Origin of the sequence: Pantoea septica, assembly GCF_002095575.1 — a bacterium.
Lineage (GTDB): Bacteria > Pseudomonadota > Gammaproteobacteria > Enterobacterales > Enterobacteriaceae > Pantoea > Pantoea septica.
Map to the genome: position 1 here is coordinate 88,956 of NZ_MLJJ01000004.1, position 17,872 is coordinate 106,827.

At 58.7% G+C, this 17,872-nt stretch carries 20 protein-coding genes; 14 read left to right on the plus strand and 6 right to left on the minus strand.

The genetic code is table 11. The features are described 5' to 3' along the window. The first annotated feature begins 122 nt into the window (after window positions 1-122). On the plus strand, window positions 123-794 hold the full coding sequence (gene queE / locus HA46_RS03245) for a 7-carboxy-7-deazaguanine synthase QueE (protein WP_084882206.1): 672 nt from the start codon (window positions 123-125) through the stop codon (window positions 792-794). Window positions 795-833: 39 nt separating this feature from the next. Here queE and HA46_RS21020 read toward each other — a convergent pair whose 3' ends face one another. Next, complete coding sequence (locus tag HA46_RS21020; protein WP_158086833.1) at window positions 834-986, minus strand: hypothetical protein; 153 nt, start codon at window positions 984-986, stop codon at window positions 834-836. A gap of 113 nt (window positions 987-1,099) precedes the next feature. Beyond that, a complete protein-coding gene (gene queD / locus HA46_RS03250) occupies window positions 1,100-1,459 on the minus strand; it encodes a 6-carboxytetrahydropterin synthase QueD (RefSeq protein WP_033792053.1) in 360 nt (119 codons plus the stop codon). Between the two features lie 296 nt (window positions 1,460-1,755). On the opposite strand from queD, the gene cysJ reads away from it, so the two are divergent. Genes cysJ through HA46_RS03265 form a run of 3 tightly spaced genes read left to right on the plus strand, consistent with a single transcriptional unit; the run spans window position 1,756 to window position 6,019 of the window. Beyond that, window positions 1,756-3,564: an NADPH-dependent assimilatory sulfite reductase flavoprotein subunit gene (gene cysJ / locus HA46_RS03255; protein WP_084882152.1), complete on the plus strand. Its 1,809-nt coding sequence runs from the start codon at window positions 1,756-1,758 to the stop codon at window positions 3,562-3,564. After that, a complete protein-coding gene (gene cysI / locus HA46_RS03260) occupies window positions 3,564-5,288 on the plus strand; it encodes an assimilatory sulfite reductase (NADPH) hemoprotein subunit (protein ID WP_084882153.1) in 1,725 nt (574 codons plus the stop codon). Before cysJ ends, cysI begins: the two co-directional genes overlap by 1 nt. Beyond that, entirely contained in the window at window positions 5,285-6,019 is a 735-nt protein-coding gene (locus HA46_RS03265) for a phosphoadenylyl-sulfate reductase (protein ID WP_084882154.1), read from the plus strand. Before cysI ends, HA46_RS03265 begins: the two co-directional genes overlap by 4 nt. A 51-nt stretch (window positions 6,020-6,070) precedes the next feature. Here HA46_RS03265 and HA46_RS03270 read toward each other — a convergent pair whose 3' ends face one another. Continuing rightward, window positions 6,071-7,090 carry an aminopeptidase gene (locus HA46_RS03270; RefSeq protein ID WP_033792049.1) on the minus strand — a complete coding sequence of 340 codons (1,020 nt, stop codon included), beginning with the start codon at window positions 7,088-7,090 and terminating at the stop codon, window positions 6,071-6,073. 254 nt (window positions 7,091-7,344) lie between these two features. Here HA46_RS03270 and cysG point away from each other — a divergent pair, with 254 nt between their 5' ends. The 4 genes from cysG to cysC are packed head-to-tail and all read left to right on the plus strand — an operon-like array spanning window position 7,345 to window position 11,721. Further along, window positions 7,345-8,760, plus strand: coding sequence for a siroheme synthase CysG (cysG, locus tag HA46_RS03275; protein ID WP_084882155.1), 1,416 nt, complete (start codon window positions 7,345-7,347; stop codon window positions 8,758-8,760). Window positions 8,761-8,769: 9 nt separating this feature from the next. After that, window positions 8,770-9,678 (plus strand): sulfate adenylyltransferase subunit CysD, encoded by a 909-nt coding sequence (gene cysD / locus HA46_RS03280; protein WP_033792047.1) that lies wholly within the window; start codon window positions 8,770-8,772, stop codon window positions 9,676-9,678. Between the two features lie 10 nt (window positions 9,679-9,688). Further along, window positions 9,689-11,116: a sulfate adenylyltransferase subunit CysN gene (gene cysN / locus HA46_RS03285; protein ID WP_033792046.1), complete on the plus strand. Its 1,428-nt coding sequence runs from the start codon at window positions 9,689-9,691 to the stop codon at window positions 11,114-11,116. After that, window positions 11,116-11,721, plus strand: a complete 606-nt coding sequence (cysC, locus tag HA46_RS03290) for an adenylyl-sulfate kinase (protein WP_033792045.1) — start codon at window positions 11,116-11,118, stop codon at window positions 11,719-11,721. Before cysN ends, cysC begins: the two co-directional genes overlap by 1 nt. 26 nt (window positions 11,722-11,747) lie before the next feature. Here cysC and HA46_RS03295 read toward each other — a convergent pair whose 3' ends face one another. The 3 genes from HA46_RS03295 to flgA all read right to left on the minus strand — a co-directional run bounded on the left by HA46_RS03295 (window position 11,748) and on the right by flgA (window position 13,188). Next, a complete protein-coding gene (locus HA46_RS03295) occupies window positions 11,748-12,191 on the minus strand; it encodes a flagella synthesis protein FlgN (protein WP_084882156.1) in 444 nt (147 codons plus the stop codon). Between the two features lie 22 nt (window positions 12,192-12,213). Continuing rightward, complete coding sequence (flgM, locus tag HA46_RS03300) at window positions 12,214-12,510, minus strand: flagellar biosynthesis anti-sigma factor FlgM (protein WP_158086834.1); 297 nt, start codon at window positions 12,508-12,510, stop codon at window positions 12,214-12,216. 66 nt (window positions 12,511-12,576) lie between these two features. Next, complete coding sequence (flgA, locus tag HA46_RS03305) at window positions 12,577-13,188, minus strand: flagellar basal body P-ring formation chaperone FlgA (protein ID WP_158086835.1); 612 nt, start codon at window positions 13,186-13,188, stop codon at window positions 12,577-12,579. Between the two features lie 343 nt (window positions 13,189-13,531). Between flgA and flgB the strand changes: the two genes are divergently transcribed. The 6 genes from flgB to flgG are packed head-to-tail and all read left to right on the plus strand — an operon-like array spanning window position 13,532 to window position 17,869. Next, a complete protein-coding gene (flgB, locus tag HA46_RS03310) occupies window positions 13,532-13,942 on the plus strand; it encodes a flagellar basal body rod protein FlgB (RefSeq protein WP_033792041.1) in 411 nt (136 codons plus the stop codon). Window positions 13,943-13,950: 8 nt separating this feature from the next. Next, window positions 13,951-14,355, plus strand: coding sequence for a flagellar basal body rod protein FlgC (gene flgC / locus HA46_RS03315; RefSeq protein WP_033792040.1), 405 nt, complete (start codon window positions 13,951-13,953; stop codon window positions 14,353-14,355). Between the two features lie 11 nt (window positions 14,356-14,366). Next, window positions 14,367-15,047 carry a flagellar hook assembly protein FlgD gene (locus HA46_RS03320; protein ID WP_033792038.1) on the plus strand — a complete coding sequence of 227 codons (681 nt, stop codon included), beginning with the start codon at window positions 14,367-14,369 and terminating at the stop codon, window positions 15,045-15,047. A 36-nt stretch (window positions 15,048-15,083) separates the two neighbouring features. After that, window positions 15,084-16,310: a flagellar hook protein FlgE gene (gene flgE / locus HA46_RS03325; protein WP_084882159.1), complete on the plus strand. Its 1,227-nt coding sequence runs from the start codon at window positions 15,084-15,086 to the stop codon at window positions 16,308-16,310. 9 nt (window positions 16,311-16,319) lie between these two features. Further along, window positions 16,320-17,066 (plus strand): flagellar basal body rod protein FlgF, encoded by a 747-nt coding sequence (locus HA46_RS03330; RefSeq protein WP_084882160.1) that lies wholly within the window; start codon window positions 16,320-16,322, stop codon window positions 17,064-17,066. Between the two features lie 20 nt (window positions 17,067-17,086). Next, window positions 17,087-17,869: a flagellar basal-body rod protein FlgG gene (gene flgG / locus HA46_RS03335; RefSeq protein WP_033792035.1), complete on the plus strand. Its 783-nt coding sequence runs from the start codon at window positions 17,087-17,089 to the stop codon at window positions 17,867-17,869. Window positions 17,870-17,872: the final 3 nt, after the last annotated feature.

A 17,872-nucleotide genomic window follows, 5' to 3' on the forward strand; every position in this document is an offset into this window, starting at 1 on the left:
AAAGCCTCGCCTCGTGCGGGGCTTTTGCTTTTAATGGCGGCACAGAAAAGGCACATCGCGTGGTTGAGCTGCGCGGCAAATCTGCCATAATCAGCGCCCTGTTTTTTTCTAGCGAGTCCGTAATGCAATACCCGATTAATGAAATGTTCCAGACGCTGCAGGGAGAAGGATTTTATACCGGCGTTCCGGCCATCTTTATCCGCTTACAGGGATGTCCGGTGGGTTGTAGCTGGTGTGATACCAAACATACCTGGGAGAAGCTGGCCGATCGGGAAACGGCGCTGGGCGATATTCTGGTCAAAACGGTAGAAACGGATGCCTGGGGCAACGCCGATGCGGCGCTGCTGATTGAGACTATCCAGCGTCAGGGCTGGACGGCGCGTCATGTGGTGATTACCGGCGGGGAACCTTCGATTTACGACCTGCGCCCGCTGACCACGGCGCTGGAGGCCCAGGGTTTTCAGTGCCAGATCGAAACCAGCGGCACGCACGAAGTGCACTGCTCCGAGAAAACCTGGGTGACTGTCTCCCCGAAGGTGAATATGCGCGGCGGCTATGACGTGCTGGCGCAGGCGCTGCAGCGCGCGGATGAGATCAAGCATCCGGTGGCGCGCGAGCGCGACGTCGAGGCGCTGGATCAACTGCTGGCAACGCTGAGCGACAGCAAAGCGCGCATTATTGCGCTGCAGCCTATTAGCCGCAAAGACGCGGCGACGAAGCTTTGTATTGAAACCTGTATCGCGCGCAACTGGCGCTTGTCGATGCAGACTCACAAGTATCTTAATATCGCCTGACGGCAGAGTGCAGGGCGGCGGCCGCGCCGCCCGCTAGCGTCACTGCTTCGCTTTACAGGCGTCGAACGCCTTCTTGAACTCGCTCTTCGCCACGTCGGCGCTCTCGAATCCGTTCCGCTCCACCTTGTTGCGCCTGCACGGCGGCAGAGGCGGCAAAAGCAGCGCGAGGGCGGCAAGATGTTTCAGGTTCATCGTTGATCCTTCTGAACTTTAATAAAGGAGAGAACGACGCAGAGATGTCAGATGACGGAGAGATGACGCAGGGCGGAAAGGGCGGGCTGTGCGGACCACAGCCCTGACGGGATTTATCCTTTATAGACGCAGCCCGCCGTGCAGGTCTCTTTGATCATCACCGCGCTCAGCTCAGGCAGCTGCGGCTTCATCTGATCCCAGATCCACTTCGCCAGCACTTCGCTGGTGGGATTTTCAAGGCCGGGGATCTCGTTCAGATAGTGGTGATCGAGGCGCTCATACAGCGGCTTGAACGCCGCCTTCAGTTCGGCGAAATCCATCACCCAGCCGGTATGCGCGTCCACTTCGCCGGTAATTTCCAGTCGCACCAGAAACGAATGGCCATGCAGGCGACCGCATTTGTGTCCTGCCGGGACGTTAGGCAAATGGTGAGCGGCTTCGAACTGGAACTCTTTAAACAATGTGGTAGACATAATGGCTCTCAGGCTAAAAAACCGGGGAATTCTACCTGAAATACGGAATTTTCGCATCCGTGGCGTTGTAAAGGGGGATTTGCGCGGCCAGCGAACTAGCACGCTCTTTTAACTCTCTGATAAATATTCACTTTCTATACCAGTTTTACTGATTATGCCTACCTGAAAAACCACTTAGTCATTTTGGTTATTAATTATGTCGAAGCCGTATTTAATCGTTAATATACGGGCCGGTAACCTACCACTCTTTCTGCTACTTTACCGTCCGGACTCTGGATACTGGAATTCTTAACGCGATGACGACTCAGGCACCCCCAGGTTCTCTGCTCCCGCTTAACCCGGAGCAACTTGCGCGCTTACAGGCGGCAACGACTGATTTTTCTCCCACCCAGCTGGCGTGGATTTCTGGCTATTTCTGGGGAATGATCAATCAGACGCCCGGCAGCGTCGCAGCCAGCGCGCCGGCTGCGGCGGCGGAGATCCCGGCGATTACGCTGATCTCGGCTTCGCAAACCGGCAACGCGCGCCGCGTCGCCGAACAGCTGCGCGACGATCTGCAGGCGGCGAAGCTGAACGTTAAGCTGGTTAACGCCGGCGATTACAAGTTCAAGCAGATCGGCCAGGAGAAGCTGCTGGTAGTGGTGACCTCCACGCAGGGCGAAGGCGATCCGCCGGAAGAGGCGGTGGCGCTGCATAAATTCCTGATGTCGAAAAAAGCGCCTGCGCTTAATGGCGCTGCCTTCGCGGTGCTAGGCCTCGGCGACACCTCTTACGAATTCTTTAGCAAAGCGGGTAAGGACTTCGACAGCCGCCTGGCGGAGCTGGGCGCAGAGCGCCTGCTGGATCGCGTCGACGCCGACGTCGATTTCGCCGAAGCGGCAGCCAGCTGGCGCCGCGCGCTGGTCGAGGTGCTGAAACAGCGCGTGCCGAGCGAAACGCCCGCGCAGGCTGCGGCGACCGCCACCGGCAGCGTCAATGAAGTGCACAGCAGCCCCTACACCAAAGAGGCGCCGCTGACCGCCAGCTTCGCCGTAAACCAAAAAATTACCGGCCGCAATTCCGATAAGGACGTGCGTCATATCGAAATCGATTTGGGCGACTCCGGCCTGCGCTACCAGCCAGGCGACGCGCTGGGCATCTGGTATGAAAACGATCCGGATCTGGTCGCCGAACTCCTGAGCCTGCTGTGGCTGAAAGGCGACGAGCCAGTGCAGATTGACAACGAAACCCTGCCGCTTAGCGAGGCGCTGCAAAAACGCTTTGAGCTGACGGTGAACACCGCGCAGATTGTCGAGCAGTACGCCGCGCTGTCGCGCAACGACGTGCTGCTGGCGCTGGTGGGCGATAAGGCGAAGCTGCAGCACTACGCGCAGACCTTCCCGATCGTCGATATGGTGCGTAACGCGCCGACCGAACTCAACGCCGAACAGCTGACGACGCTGCTGCGTCCGCTGACGCCGCGCCTCTACTCTATCGCCTCGTCGCAGGCGGAGAATGAAACTGAAGTCCATATTACCGTCGGCGCGGTGCGCTTCGATGTCGACGGCCGCGCGCGTGCAGGCGGCGCCTCCAGCTACCTGGCCGACCGCCTGGAAGAGGATGCGGAAATTCGCGTCTTTATCGAGCATAACGATAACTTCCGTCTGCCTGCCAATCCCGATGCGCCAGTCATTATGATTGGTCCGGGCACCGGCATCGCGCCGTTCCGCGCCTTTATGCAGCAGCGCGACAACGACGGCGCAGGCGGAAAAAACTGGCTCTTCTTCGGCAATCCGCACTTCACCGAGGATTTTCTCTATCAGGTGGAATGGCAGCAGTATGTGAAAGATGGCCTGCTGACCCATATCGATCTCGCCTGGTCGCGCGACCAGGAGCAGAAAATCTACGTGCAGGACAAAATCCGCGCGAAAGGGGCGGAAGTGTGGCGCTGGATCGAAGAGGGCGCGCATATTTATGTCTGCGGCGACGCCAACCGTATGGCGAAGGATGTCGAGCAGGCACTGCTGGATGTGGTGGTCGAACACGGCGCAATGGATCGTGAAACGGCCGACGAATTTTTAAGCGAGCTGCGCATCGAGCGCCGCTATCAGCGAGACGTTTACTAATGAGCGAAAAACACCCCGGACCGCTGGTCGTTGAAGGCAAGCTGGTCGACGCCGAGCGTCTTAAAAAAGAGAGCAACTATTTACGCGGCACCATCCTGGAGGATTTGGATGATGGCCTGACCGGCGGCTTTAACGGCGATAACTTTCTGCTGATCCGTTTCCACGGCATGTACCAGCAGGACGATCGCGACATTCGCGCCGAGCGCGCCGAGCAGAAGCTGGAGCCGCGTCACGCTATGATGCTGCGCTGCCGTCTGCCGGGCGGCATCATCACGCCGACGCAGTGGCTGGCGATCGATAAGTTCGCTACCGAGAAAACCCTGTACGGCAGCATTCGTCTGACCAACCGCCAGACCTTTCAGTTTCACGGCATTCTAAAGAAGAACGTCAAGCCTTCGCACCAGATGCTGCATGAGGTCGGGCTCGACGCGCTGGCAACCGCTAACGACGTCAACCGCAACGTGCTTTGCACCTCAAACCCGGTCGAGTCGGAGCTGCATCAGGAAGCCTACGAGTGGGCGAAAAAGATCTCCGAGCATCTGCTGCCGCGCACCCGTGCCTACGCAGAAATCTGGTGGGATAAAGAGAAGGTCGCGACCACGGATGAGGAGCCGATCCTCGGCGAGACCTATCTGCCGCGTAAGTTTAAAACCACGGTGGTGATCCCGCCGCACAACGACGTCGATCTGCACGCTAACGACCTCAACTTTATCGCTGTGGCGGAGAAGGGCAAGCTGATTGGCTTTAACCTGCTGGTCGGCGGCGGCTTGTCGATCGAGCACGGCAACAAAGCGACCTATGCGCGCACCGCCAGCGAGTTCGGCTATCTGCCGCTGGAGAAAACGCTGGAGGTCGCGGCTGCGGTGGTGACCACCCAGCGCGACTGGGGCAACCGCACCGATCGTAAAAACGCCAAAACCAAATATACCCTGGAGCGCGTCGGCGTCGAGACCTTTAAAACGGAAGTCGAGAAGCGCGCCGGGCTGACGTTCGAGCCGATTCGCCCTTACGAGTTCACCACCCGCGGCGACCGCATCGGCTGGATCAAGGGCATCGATAAGAAGTGGCACCTGACGCTGTTTATCGAAAACGGCCGCCTGCTCGACTACCCGGACCGTCCGCTGAAAAGCGGCATCGCGGCGATTGCGCGCGTGCATCAGGGCGACTTCCGCCTGACGGCGAACCAGAACCTGATCGTGGCCGGCGTGCCGGAGAGCGAAAAGGGGAAAATCGAGGCGATTGCGCGTGAACACGGCCTGATGGAGGGCGTGACCGCGCAGCGCGAAAACTCGATGGCGTGCGTATCCTTCCCGACCTGCCCGCTGGCGATGGCGGAAGCGGAGCGTTTTCTGCCCGCCTTCGTCACCAAAGTCGAAGAGATCATGCACGGCCACGGCGTAGGCGAAGAGCACATAGTGCTACGCGTCACCGGTTGTCCCAACGGCTGCGGCCGTGCCATGCTGGCGGAAATCGGGCTGGTGGGCAAAGCGCCGGGCCGTTACAACCTGCATATCGGCGGCAACCGCATCGGCACGCGCATTCCGCGCATGTACCGCGAGAACATCACCGAAAGCGAGATCCTTGCCAGCATCGACGAGCTGGTGGGACGCTGGGCGCGCGAGCGTCACGGCGCTGAGGGCTTCGGCGACTTCGCGATCCGCGCAGGCATCGTCAAGCCGGTCGTCGATCCGGCACGTGATTTCTGGGATTCGGAGGCAGTATGAGTCAGTTCGACCTCGCAGCACTGGGTGAAATGAACAAAGTCGAGCGCACGCTGGCGCTGGCGTCCGTTAATGCGCAGCTGGAGAAAAGCTCGGCGGAGGCGCGCGTCAGCTGGACGCTGGAAAACCTGCCGGGCGCCTTTGTGCTCTCGTCAAGTTTCGGCATTCAGGCGGCGGTGTCGCTGCATCTGGTCACGCGGCAGATGCCCGATATTCCGGTGATCCTTACCGATACCGGCTATCTTTTCCCGGAAACCTACCGTTTTATCGATCAGCTAACGGATCAGCTGGGCCTGAATCTGCAGGTATTCCGCGCCGAAACCTCGGCGGCCTGGCAGGAAGCGCGCTACGGCAAACTGTGGGAGCAGGGCGTGGAAGGCATTGAGCAGTACAACCAGATCAACAAGGTCGAGCCGATGAACCGCGCGCTGCAGACGCTGGGCGCGCAGACCTGGTTCGCCGGGCTGCGGCGCGATCAGTCCGGCAGTCGTGCGAATCTGCCGGTGCTCGGCGTGCAGCGCGGCGTGTTCAAGGTGCTGCCGATTATCGACTGGGACAACCGTCAGATTCATCACTATCTGCAGCAGCACAATCTCAAATACCATCCGCTGTGGGACGGGGGTTATTTGTCGGTGGGCGATACCCACACCACGCGCAAATGGGAGCCCGGCATGGCGGAAGAGGAGACGCGCTTCTTCGGCCTGAAGCGCGAGTGCGGCCTGCACGAAGGCTGAGTGTTGCCGCGCTGGCCGCGCTGGCCAGCGCGCTCCCTGCGTTTCACGCCTTTATACTTTCGGGTTGGTCAGCTCGCCCAGCAGCGGCAGCAGCACCTTGACGCTGTCGCGCGCGCGCAGCGAAATGCGGCCCGGCAGCCAGCGATCGAGCCAGGCGAGGTTATCGAGGTCGATCTGATGGCGCGTCGTGCCGTCCGGGAAATGCTTCGAGCGGCTGCGCTGCTGCGCGCCGTCTTTGCTGCCCAGCGCCCAGTTGCTCGCCGTCACGTCCAGCAGCGGAAAACCCGCCTTATCGAAGGCGTTGGCGGCGTTATAGTCGCGCGCCGCCATCTGGTGGCTGGCGGCGGGAATGCCGAACTGCTGCGCCAGGCGCAGCGCGCGCTCGCTGGTCTGCTTGCGCACCGCGCGCGGCGTATTGCTGCCGCTGTTGAAATAGAGATGGTCGCCGGTGATCAGGCTGTTGAGGTCTATTACCAGCAGCGTGTTCTTTTTCTCTTTCTCGCTCATGCGCGCCACATAATCCTGCATGCCGCCCAGCGCGGTTTCGCCTGCGCTCAGGGCCACGAAACGCACGCCGTAATGCAGCGGCCGGCGGCTCAGCTGCTGCGCCAGCTCCAGCATCACGCCCAGCCCTGAGGCGTTGTCGTCGACGCCCTGCAGACGCAGGCCGCCAAGGTTATGCTCGGCGTCGCTGCTGCTGAGCGGCGTCCAGGTGTCGAGATGCGCCACAATCAGGATCTCCTGCGGCGCGCTGCCGGCGCGAGCGGCGATCACCGAGGTCGCCGTCACTTTATGCCAGCGTAGATCGCCATTGGACTCGCGCCAGCGGTAGCCGGTATTGAACTGACGGGTATTACTCTGAAAACCGAGCGCGGCGAACTGCTGCTGCAGATAGTCGGCGGCCATCATTTCGGCCGGACTGCCGCTCATGCGGCCAGGGAAGTAAGTGGCGATGTGACGAAGCTGCTGCTCGGCAAATGCCCCCGGCGCGACGCTGGCGGCCTGGGCGTGCAGAGCGAAACCGCAATTCAACAGCGCAGCCAGCGCGGTCAGGCGGAGAAGGGCAAGCATGGGGTGTTCCTTGTGGGTCATCCTGTGACGAAAAGCCAAAATTTTTTCGCTCTCCAGTATGAAACTGTGATCGCCATTAAACAATTTGATTCGCTCTGAAAGCCTTGCCAGATCATCCGTTAAGCACATTTTGTTATGAGCTTGCCAGGAGCGTTATTCCATTCGGTAACTACTCATTCCAATTCGTAATTTCATCTGCCAGAAGGGCGCAACGTATAGTCGCGTTAAATTACGGTTACAACGGCAGGGTTATCGTGGACTATTTGCCTCTTTTCGCCGATCTCAAAGGTCGTCCGGTGCTGGTTGTCGGCGGCGGCGACGTCGCGGCGCGCAAAATTGAACTGCTGCGTCGCGCTTCCGCGCAGGTGCGCGTGGTGTCGCGCGAGCTCTGCCCCGAACTTCAGGCGCTGCATCAGGAACAGCAGATCGAATGGCTGGCGACGGCGTTCGAGCCGGCGCAGCTCGACGCGGTTTTTCTCGCCATCGCCGCTACCGACGATAACCTGCTCAACCGTCAGGTTTACGACGAAGCCAACGCCCGTCACCGACTGGTCAACGTGGTAGATGACCAGCCGAAGTGCAGCTTTATCTTCCCCTCTATCGTGGACCGCTCTCCGCTGGTGGTCGCAATCTCCTCCAGCGGCACCGCGCCGGTGCTGGCCCGTATGCTGCGCGAAAAGCTGGAGGCGCTGCTGCCTGCCAGCCTGGGGCAGATGGCGGAGGTCGCGGGCGGCTTTCGCGACCGCGTAAAACAGCGCTTTGGCCGCATGTCCGATCGCCGCCGCTTCTGGGAGCGCGCCTTTAACGGGCTGTTCGCCAGTCAGATGTCGGCGGGCAACGTGGAAGAAGCGACGCGCACGCTGGCGCGCGAGCTCAATGAAGAGCCGAACCGCGAAGGCGAGATCATTCTGGTCGGCGCCGGACCCGGCGACAGCGGCCTGCTGACGCTGCGCGGACTGCAGGTGATGCAGCTGGCGGACGTAGTGCTTTACGACCATCTGGTCAGCGACGACGTGCTGGATCTGGTGCGCCGCGACGCTGACCGCATCTGCGTCGGCAAACGCGCCGGCGCGCACTCGGTGCCGCAGGAGGAGACCAATCGCCTGCTGGTAGAGCTGGCGCGCAAAGGCAAACGCGTGGTGCGCCTGAAAGGGGGCGATCCCTTTATCTTTGGCCGCGGCGGCGAAGAGCTGCAGGCGGCGCAGGAGGCGGGGATCCCCTTCCAGGTGGTGCCCGGCGTGACGGCGGCGGCGGGCGCTACCGCCTACGCCGGCATTCCGCTGACCCACCGCGATCACGCGCAGAGCGTGCTGTTTATTACCGGCCACTGTCGCGCCGACGGCGACGACATCGACTGGCCGTCGCTGGCGCGCGCGCGTCAGACGCTGGCGATCTATATGGGCACGGTAAAGGCAGCGGCGATTAGCGAAGGGCTAATGCGTCACGGCCGCGATCCCGCGACGCCGGTGGCGGTGATAGGCCGCGGCACGCGGCAGGATCAGCAGGTGCTGACCGGCACGCTGGAACAGCTTGAGACGCTGGCTGCCGCCGCGCCGACGCCAGCGCTGCTGGTGATCGGGGAAGTAGTGAAGCTGCATGAGCAGCTGGCGTGGTTTCAACATTCTGCACAGCAGGCGACCCGCGAGTCCGCCGTTGTCACACTGGCTTGAGGAAAAATCATGGACCAAAAAAGACTCACTCATCTGCGTCAGTTAGAGGCGGAAAGCATTCATATCATCCGCGAGGTCGCAGCGGAGTTCGGCAATCCGGTAATGATGTACTCCATCGGCAAAGATTCGTCGGTGATGCTGCACCTGGCGCGTAAAGCCTTCTATCCAGGCACGCTGCCGTTTCCGCTGCTGCACGTCGATACCGGCTGGAAATTTCGCGAGATGTACGCGTTTCGCGATCGCACCGTGAAAGAGATGGGTGCCGAGCTGCTGGTTCACCGCAATCCGGAAGGCGTGGCGATGGGCATCAACCCCTTCGTGCACGGCAGCGCGAAGCACACCGACATCATGAAAACCGAAGGGCTGAAGCAGGCGCTGAACAAGTATGGCTTTGACGCCGCATTCGGCGGCGCGCGTCGCGACGAAGAGAAGTCGCGCGCCAAAGAGCGCATCTACTCTTTCCGCGACCGTTTCCACCGCTGGGATCCGAAGAACCAGCGCCCGGAGCTGTGGCATAACTACAACGGCCAGATCAACAAGGGCGAAAGCATCCGCGTCTTCCCGCTGTCGAACTGGACCGAACTCGATATCTGGCAGTACATCTTCCTGGAAAACATCGAAATCGTGCCGCTCTATCTCGCCGCGCCGCGCCCGGTGCTGGAGCGCGACGGCATGCTGATGATGGTGGATGACGACCGTATCGATTTGCAGCCTGGCGAAGTGATCACGCAGCGCATGGTGCGTTTCCGTACCCTTGGCTGCTGGCCGCTTACCGGCGCGGTGGAGTCCGAGGCGCAGACGCTGCCGGAAATTATCGAAGAGATGCTGGTCTCTACCACCAGCGAACGTCAGGGCCGCGTGATTGACCGCGATCAGTCCGGTTCAATGGAACTGAAAAAACGTCAGGGTTATTTCTAAGGAGACGCAGATGAACACCGTTATTGCACAACAGATTGCCGATCAGGGCGGCGTGGAAGCCTGGCTGACCGCGCAACAGCATAAAAGTCTGCTGCGTTTTCTCACCTGCGGCAGCGTCGACGACGGCAAAAGCACGCTGATCGGCCGCCTGCTGCACGATACGCGTCAGATTTATGAAGATCAGCTCTCCTCGCTGCACAACGACAGCAAGCGTCACGGCACCCAGGGCGAGAAGCTCGACCTGGCGCTGCTGGTGGACGGGCTGCAGGCGGAGCGCGAGCAGGGCATCACCATCGACGTGGCCTACCGCTACTTCTCAACTGAGAAGCGTAAATTTATTATCGCCGACACGCCGGGGCACGAGCAGTACACCCGCAACATGGCCACCGGCGCCTCGACCTGCGATCTGGCGATCCTGCTGATCGACGCGCGCAAAGGCGTGCTGGATCAGACCCGTCGCCACAGCTTTATCTCGACGCTGCTGGGCATTAAGCATCTGGTGGTGGCGATCAACAAAATGGACCTGGTGGAGTACCGTCAGGAGACCTTTGAGCAGATTAAACAGGATTACCTCGACTTCGCGGCGCAGCTGCCGGAAGACCTGGATATCCGCTTCGTGCCGATGTCGGCGCTGGAGGGCGACAACGTCGCCACCCCGAGCCAGACCATGCCGTGGTACAGCGGCCCGACGCTGCTCGACGTGCTGGAGACCGTCGAGGTGAAGCGCGTGGTGGATCAGCAGCCGATGCGCTTCCCGGTGCAGTACGTTAACCGTCCGAACCTGGATTTCCGCGGCTATGCGGGTACGCTCGCCTCCGGCGCGGTGCGGGTCGGCCAGCGCGTGAAGGTGCTGCCGTCGGGCGTGGAGTCCACCGTGGCGCGCATCGTTACTTTTGACGGCGACCTGCAGGAAGCGGGCGCGGGCGAAGCCATTACCCTGGTGCTGAACGACGAGATCGATATCAGCCGCGGCGATCTGCTGGTCGACAGCGACGCCGAGCTGGAGGCGGTGCAGTCCGCCACCGTGGACGTGGTATGGATGGCGGAGCAGCCGCTGCAGCCGGGCCAGAGCTACGACATTAAAATCGCCGGCAAAAAGGCGCGCGGCCGCGTGGAGAAAGTTATTCATCAGGTCGAGATCAACACGCTGGAGAGACGCGCCGCCGAGACGCTGCCGCTGAACGGCATCGGCCTGGTGGAAATGACCTTCGACGAACCGATGGTGCTGGATAAATACCAGCAGAACCCGGTGACCGGCGGCATGATCTTTATCGATCGCCTGAGCAACGTCACCGTCGGCGCAGGCATGATCCATGAGCCGCTGAGCGGCGCGGCGCGGCAAGCGGGCCAGTTCAGCGCGTTCGAGCTGGAGCTGAACGCGCTGATCCGCCGCCACTTCCCGCACTGGAACGCGCGCGATCTGCTGGGCGGTGAGTAATGGCGCAGCACGATGAAAACGTGGTGTGGCACGATCATCCGGTGACGCGCGAGGCGCGCGAGCGGCAGCACGGCCATCAGGGCGCGGTGCTGTGGTTCACGGGGTTGTCCGGCTCCGGTAAATCGACGGTGGCCGGCGCGCTGGAGCAGGCGCTGCACCGGCTCGGCGTCAGTACCTATTTGCTTGACGGCGACAACGTGCGCCACGGTCTTTGCCGCGATCTGGGCTTTAGCGACGCGGATCGGAAAGAGAATATCCGCCGCGTCGGCGAAGTGGCGAAGCTGATGGTGGATGCGGGGCTGGTGGTGCTTACCGCCTTTATCTCGCCGCACCGCGCCGAGCGGCAGATGGTGCGTGATATGCTGCCAGCGGGACGCTTTATTGAAGTGTTCGTCGATACGCCGCTGGCCATCTGCGAGGCACGCGACCCTAAGGGGTTATATCGCAAGGCACGCGCGGGCGAGCTGAAGAACTTTACGGGCATCGACGCCGTTTACGAAGCGCCGTCTGAGGCGGAAATTCATCTCAACGGTGAGCAACCAGTGAGAGAGCTGGAAGCGGAGATGTTGATGCAGCTCAGCGCGCGCCATATTATCCGCTCCTGAATGGCAGGAGCGGCAGTGGTTAAGGGTCAGGCCGTAATATTGTAAGCCCGACCCGCGCCGGGCTGCATGGTTTTCCCTTTTTGACCGTATAGCGACAGGCCAGCCCCTGCCTTATCAACGGCGCTGCGAAAACCAGCAGCGTTGTTCATCTGTTTTTGCAGCAGTTCACCGTTTTGCCGGTTAAGATCGTCGCTCGCTTTTACCTGCTGCACGATCTGTTGCCAGCACTGTGACAGCACCGCATGCCCATCGTAAGGTGTCGCCAGGCTCAGCTCCTGCTCCAGCCGCCTGCGTTGCTCGTCATAGTGAGCGATAGTCGCCAGCAGGCGGCTTTTATGATCGGAAATAATTTGCAGCGACACCGGATTCACTTTCAGCGCGCTAAGTTGCTTGTTCTCTTCCTGCAAAATGGGCTGCAGTTTTTGCAGCGCCTCGATCAGTTGGGTAAGAAGGGTATGTAACTTGTTCATGATTTACGTTAATTCAATCTGACTATCGGCCCGTCTCAATCACATGACGTACCAGCTTGCCGGCAATGTCGTGACTGTCGATGTGATACTCGCCCGCAGCCAGTGCCTGCTGGATAGCCGTAACGCGATGCATATCGACATCGTTGGTGTCACGGCTGGCAATTTTCTGTGCCGTTTCGCTGATATGGACGCTGGTCACCGAGCGGCTGCAGGGTTTCTGGCCATTCACCGAAGCGGCAGGCGTTTTCGCTGCGAAGGTTTCACGCTCAAAGGCAGTTGGCGAAACAGCTTGTGTCGCTAGTGTCCCCTCAATACTCATATTACACCTCAATCTGTTTTTTCTTGCCGTCATCTCTTAATAACGGTGCGGCCAAAAAAACTAAAATTATCTTTGCTCACTTATTCTTACCGCGCCGTCGGCACTTATGATGCCGCTGACAATCCGACCCGATTTCATTCTGACCTTGAGCGGATGGCCTGCCGCTGCGTTAGCCATTGCTTTACCCTGAGCGCGAATCTCAAACCCTGCGCCGCTACTGATGACGTCGACACTTTTTCCCGTCACCGCCAGCCATTGCTGGCGAAGCTGGTTTTTTACCAGCAGGTCACCCGCTTGCAGTATGCGAGTAGGTATCGCGTCAATAACCGACTCGTTAGTAAAGATCGTCGCTGACGGCACATGACTGAGCGATCCCCTGAACGGGCGAATATCCCGCTCCGTGATGCGCTGGCCCGCCTGTAACGCACGGGTGGTGATCCAGTAGCTTCCCTCAGCCTCTACGCGAATCTGTATAAAAGTGCGCCGGGTCCCGCACTGTGCCAGGACGGTGCGATTGCCTGTCAGGCGAATGCTTTCAGGCACCTTAAGCGCGGGGGTCGCGCAGAGGCCCGCCATTTTTTCGGCCGGCGTGAGCAGCGTAGCGTGCTGCTGTACAGCGTCGCCATATTTCTGCTTTGCACGCGCGGCTAATACCTGATCTATTTTTTCGTTAATCATCTTACTGACTGAGTCCGTTTTGGCCGATAAAGCCACTGCGGGAGAGGAGGAGAATAGAAATAGAAAGCATATAATGCATCGCTTAATTTCATGCATCGCGTAAGAGACCATTTTTCACTGCTGGAGGGTAACAGGAGAAGTATTATACGTTAAACAAACAGCAGGGAAATTGTTTAAATGCGCACAGGTGTGACTCTATTTAGGGCGTTTAGTTTTGCTGCAGCGAGATTGAGTTATTAACTTGCAATATGCGCCAGGAATTGTCGGCTGCTTATGTTTTTATATTTCGTACTCTCCCTCTAAACTCCCTGGCTATATATCCTTATTTGTCAGCGGAAAAACTATGATCGACAGGCTTGATAACGAGCTGAGGTTTCAGCAGCAGGCGCTTAATTTGCTTGATCGGAGACAGGAAGTCCTGGCATCAAATATTGCGAATGCCGATACGCCAGGTTATCTGGCTCGCGATATCGATTTTAGCAAATCTTTAAAAACTGCCCTGATGCGGCAACATGATAATAATTCGCTCACATTGAATTTAACGTCTGGTCGCCATATCAGCGCGCAGGCTAAAGGCGTTAATCATGAAGCGCTTCTTTATCGTATTCCCGATCAGCCCAGCGCCGATGGCAATACGGTGGACATGGATCGCGAACGCGTTAACTTCGCAGATAACAGCGTTAAATACCAGTCGAGCCTGACGTTTCTCGGGTCACAAATCAAAAGCATGATGAGCGTGATTAATCAGGGGTAAAAAGCGTTATGTCACTTTTCAGTATCTTTCATATTGCCGGATCGGCAATGCAGGCGCAGTCACAGCGCCTTAACGTTAGCGCCAGCAATATGGCCAATGCTGATAGCGTCGCTGGGCCAGATATGCAGCCTTATCGTGCACGCCAGGTTATTTTTCGCACAGAGAGCCAAAACGACGAAGCGATTGGAGGCGTGCGCGTAACGGATGTTGTCGAGAGCACCGCGCCAGATCGTCTGGTCTACGAGCCGGGCAATCCGCTGGCCGACGATAAAGGTTATATCCGTAAGCCCAATGTGGATGTCGTGGGGGAAATGGTCAATACCCTTTCCGCTTCTCGCAGCTATCAGGCGAATGTGGATGTCATGAATACAGCCAAAACGCTGATGTTAAAAACGCTGACGCTGGGTCAATAAGGATAATAAACATGGCCGTTTCTCCGGTAATGAATTCAGGCACAGCAAGATCGGTTTCTGACAGCAGCGGTGGTGGCAACAGCATTAATGATATTACCAATAATTTCATGACGCTGCTGGTGGCGCAGATGCAGAATCAGGACCCCACCAACCCAATGGATAATAACCAGCTCACTTCGCAGCTGGCGCAGCTGAATACCGCGTCGGGCATTCAGCAGCTGAATACCACCCTGAACAGTGTCGGTACGCTGGTCACCAGTATGCAGCAGATGAACGCCGCAGACTGGGTAGGTCGTACGGTTCTGATTGACGGTAAACCCGTGGTTTCTACCGCGGACGAGGGCAATAAAGAGTTTGGCCTTTCGCTGAATCGCGATGCTGAAAAGATCACCGTAACGTTAACTGACAGTGAAGGTAACGCCTATACCGCGCAGCTGAAAGACGTCAAAGCCGGGGTTCACAAATACGCCCTTGACGATCTCACCGATTTTCAGCCCAGCGATCCGAGGGAACAGGCAGATACCCGCTTCGATGTCTCCTTTAGCGCGGAAAACAGCGACGGTGACGTTCCAGACATTACTGCGCTTAAAAAAGCGCGGGTGGACAGCGTCTCCTTTACCCAGTCAGGCGCCGTGCTGCAGCTGGGCGTCGACGGGACGGCTGCCCTGGGCGACATCTACATGATCGAATGATTTTTCTTTTATCTAACTCAACACCAGGAAATTTTCATGAGCTTTTCACAGGGTCTCAGTGGGTTAAGTGCCGCCTCGCAGGCGCTTGATGTCGTCGGCAATAATATTGCCAACTCCCAAACCGTTGGATTTAAGTCCGGCTCTATCGCTTTTGCAGACGTGTTTGCTGGTTCCCAGATCGGCATGGGCGTTCAGGTTGCTGGCGTCAATCAGAACTTCAGCGACGGTGTACTGGGCGCAGGCAGCAGCGCTCTCGATATGGGTATCCAGGGGAACGGCTTTTTTCGTCTGACTGACGACGCTGGCCGCGTCTTCTATAGCCGCAACGGGCAGTTTCAGAAAGACGCTAACGGCTACATCATCAACAACCAGGGCATGTTTCTCAACGGCTATCAGGCGACCGGCACGCCGCCCGCTATTCAGCCCGGCGCGTCTGTTGGGCCCATCCAGATCCCTGGCGGTGAGATGATGGCGCGCGCTTCAGATGCCGGCACCCTCAACGGCAATCTGGATTCAGGAAGCGAAGCGATCGATCAGACTGAACATCCCTTCGATCCGGCCGACGGCAAAAGCTATAGCTCGGTCGTTCAGGTAGAGGCTTACGATAGCCTGGGTAATCAGCACACCGTCAATGTTTACTACGTGAAAACCGGTGACAACAGCTGGAAGGTCTATAGCAACGACGCTACAGCACCCTCCACCGATGGTAACGGCAAGGCGCTTTATCAGGAAGCTGATCTGAACTTTGACTCTTCCGGTCAGCTGGTGACCAATCCGGCATCGCTGGCAATACAGAGTGCTGCTTATAAAGGCGGCGAGCCGCTGGATTTCGCGCTGGACCTGTCTGGCACCACTCAGCAGGCGACTGAAACCTCCATGAATTCGCCGACCACGACAGGCTATGCGCCCGGCCAGATGACCGGCTACACCGTGGGTGATAATGGCCAGATCATCGCTTCCTACAGCAACGGCGAACAGCAGCTGCTGGGCCAGGTCGTTCTGAGCAACTTCGCTAATCCAGGTGGCCTGGATCCAAAAGGCAACAACTGCTGGCAGGAAAGCCCCGCCTCAGGCCAGCCGGTAACCGGTATTTCCGGCACGGGTAACCTGGGCACGCTTTACGGCAACAGGCTTGAAGCCTCAAACGTTGATTTGAGCCAACAGATGGTCAACATGATCGTTTATCAGCGTAATTATCAGTCCAATTCTCAAACCATCAAAACCCAGTCTGAAATCATGCAAACGCTGGTTAACCTGGGGTAATGGGCTGATATGGATCGCGCGATTTATACCGCAATGGGCGCGGCGAATGCCGCGCTTAATCGACAGGCGGTTACGGCCAATAACCTGGCCAACGCCTCGACAAACGGCTTTCGTGCTCAGCTGACCGCGACGCGCGCCGTGCCTGTCGAAGGGCCGACGCTGCAAACGCGAACGCTGGTGGCAGAGTCGACGCCTTACAGCGATGAGAGCATGGGGCCGGTTATGCAGACAGGGCGGCCGCTGGACGTTGCGCTCCCGCAGGATGGCTGGCTGGCGGTACAGCGGGCGGATGGCAGCGAAGGCTATACCCGCAACGGCAATATCGAAGTCGACAGTGAGGGCATGCTACGGGTTGGCGGGCTGCCGCTGATCGGTGACGGCGGTCCTCTGAATGCGCCGCCGCAGGCGCAGCTCACTATCGCGCCAGATGGTTCCATCACGGCGCGCGGCGCGGGCGATGAACCCTCTGCGCTGGCGCAGATTGGCCAGATAAAGATGGTCAAAGCGAACATGCGGACGCTTCGCCGCGGTGACGATGGCCTTTTTCTGGTGGCGGATAGCGCTGCGAATCCGGTGCTGCCGCGCGAGCCAGCCCTGCGTCTGGCGCCTGGCGCCATTGAGGGCAGCAATGTCAGTCCGGTGAAGTCAATGGTGGATATGATCGCCAACGCCCGCAGCTTTGATATGCAGATGAAAGTCATCACCACCGTCGATGAAAACGCCAATAGTGCTAACCAGTTACTGAGCGCCACCTAAAGGCGCCGCAGGAGAATTTTATGATCCGCTCGTTATGGATTGCCAAGACAGGTTTAGAAGCGCAGCAGACCAATATGGATGTGATATCCAATAACCTCGCGAACGTCAGCACCAATGGTTTTAAGCGTCAGCGGGCCGTATTCGAGGATCTGCTTTATCAAACGCTACGCCAGCCGGGTGCGCAGTCGTCAGAGCAAACCACCATCCCCTCAGGTTTGCAGCTGGGGACCGGCGTAAGGCCGGTAGCGACGGAACGCATTCATAGCCAGGGCAGCCTGACCCAAACCAATAACAGTAAAGATGTCGCGATAGAAGGCGGCGGTTTCGTTCAGGTGTTATTGCCTGATGGGACGACAGGGTATACCCGCGATGGATCATTCCAGTTTGATCAGAACGGGCAGCTGGTCACCTCCAGCGGTTATCCCATCCAGCCGGCCATTACCATCCCTCAGGATGCGCAGACGCTGACGATCGGCAATGACGGCCTCGTCAGCGTAACGGTACCGGGCCAGACGGCGCCGCAGCAGGTTGGTCAGCTAACGCTGGCGACATTTATCAACGAATCGGGTCTGGAGAGTATCGGTGAAAACCTTTATCGCGAAACCCAGGCATCGGGCGCACCGAATGAAACGACGCCTGGGCTAAACGGTGCCGGTACGCTGAAACAGGGCTATGTAGAAACCTCCAACGTTAATGTGGCGGAAGAACTGGTCAATATGATCCAGACGCAGCGCGCCTATGAGATTAACAGTAAAGCCGTTTCGACTTCCGACCAGATGCTACAGCGTCTGACGCAACTTTAAACC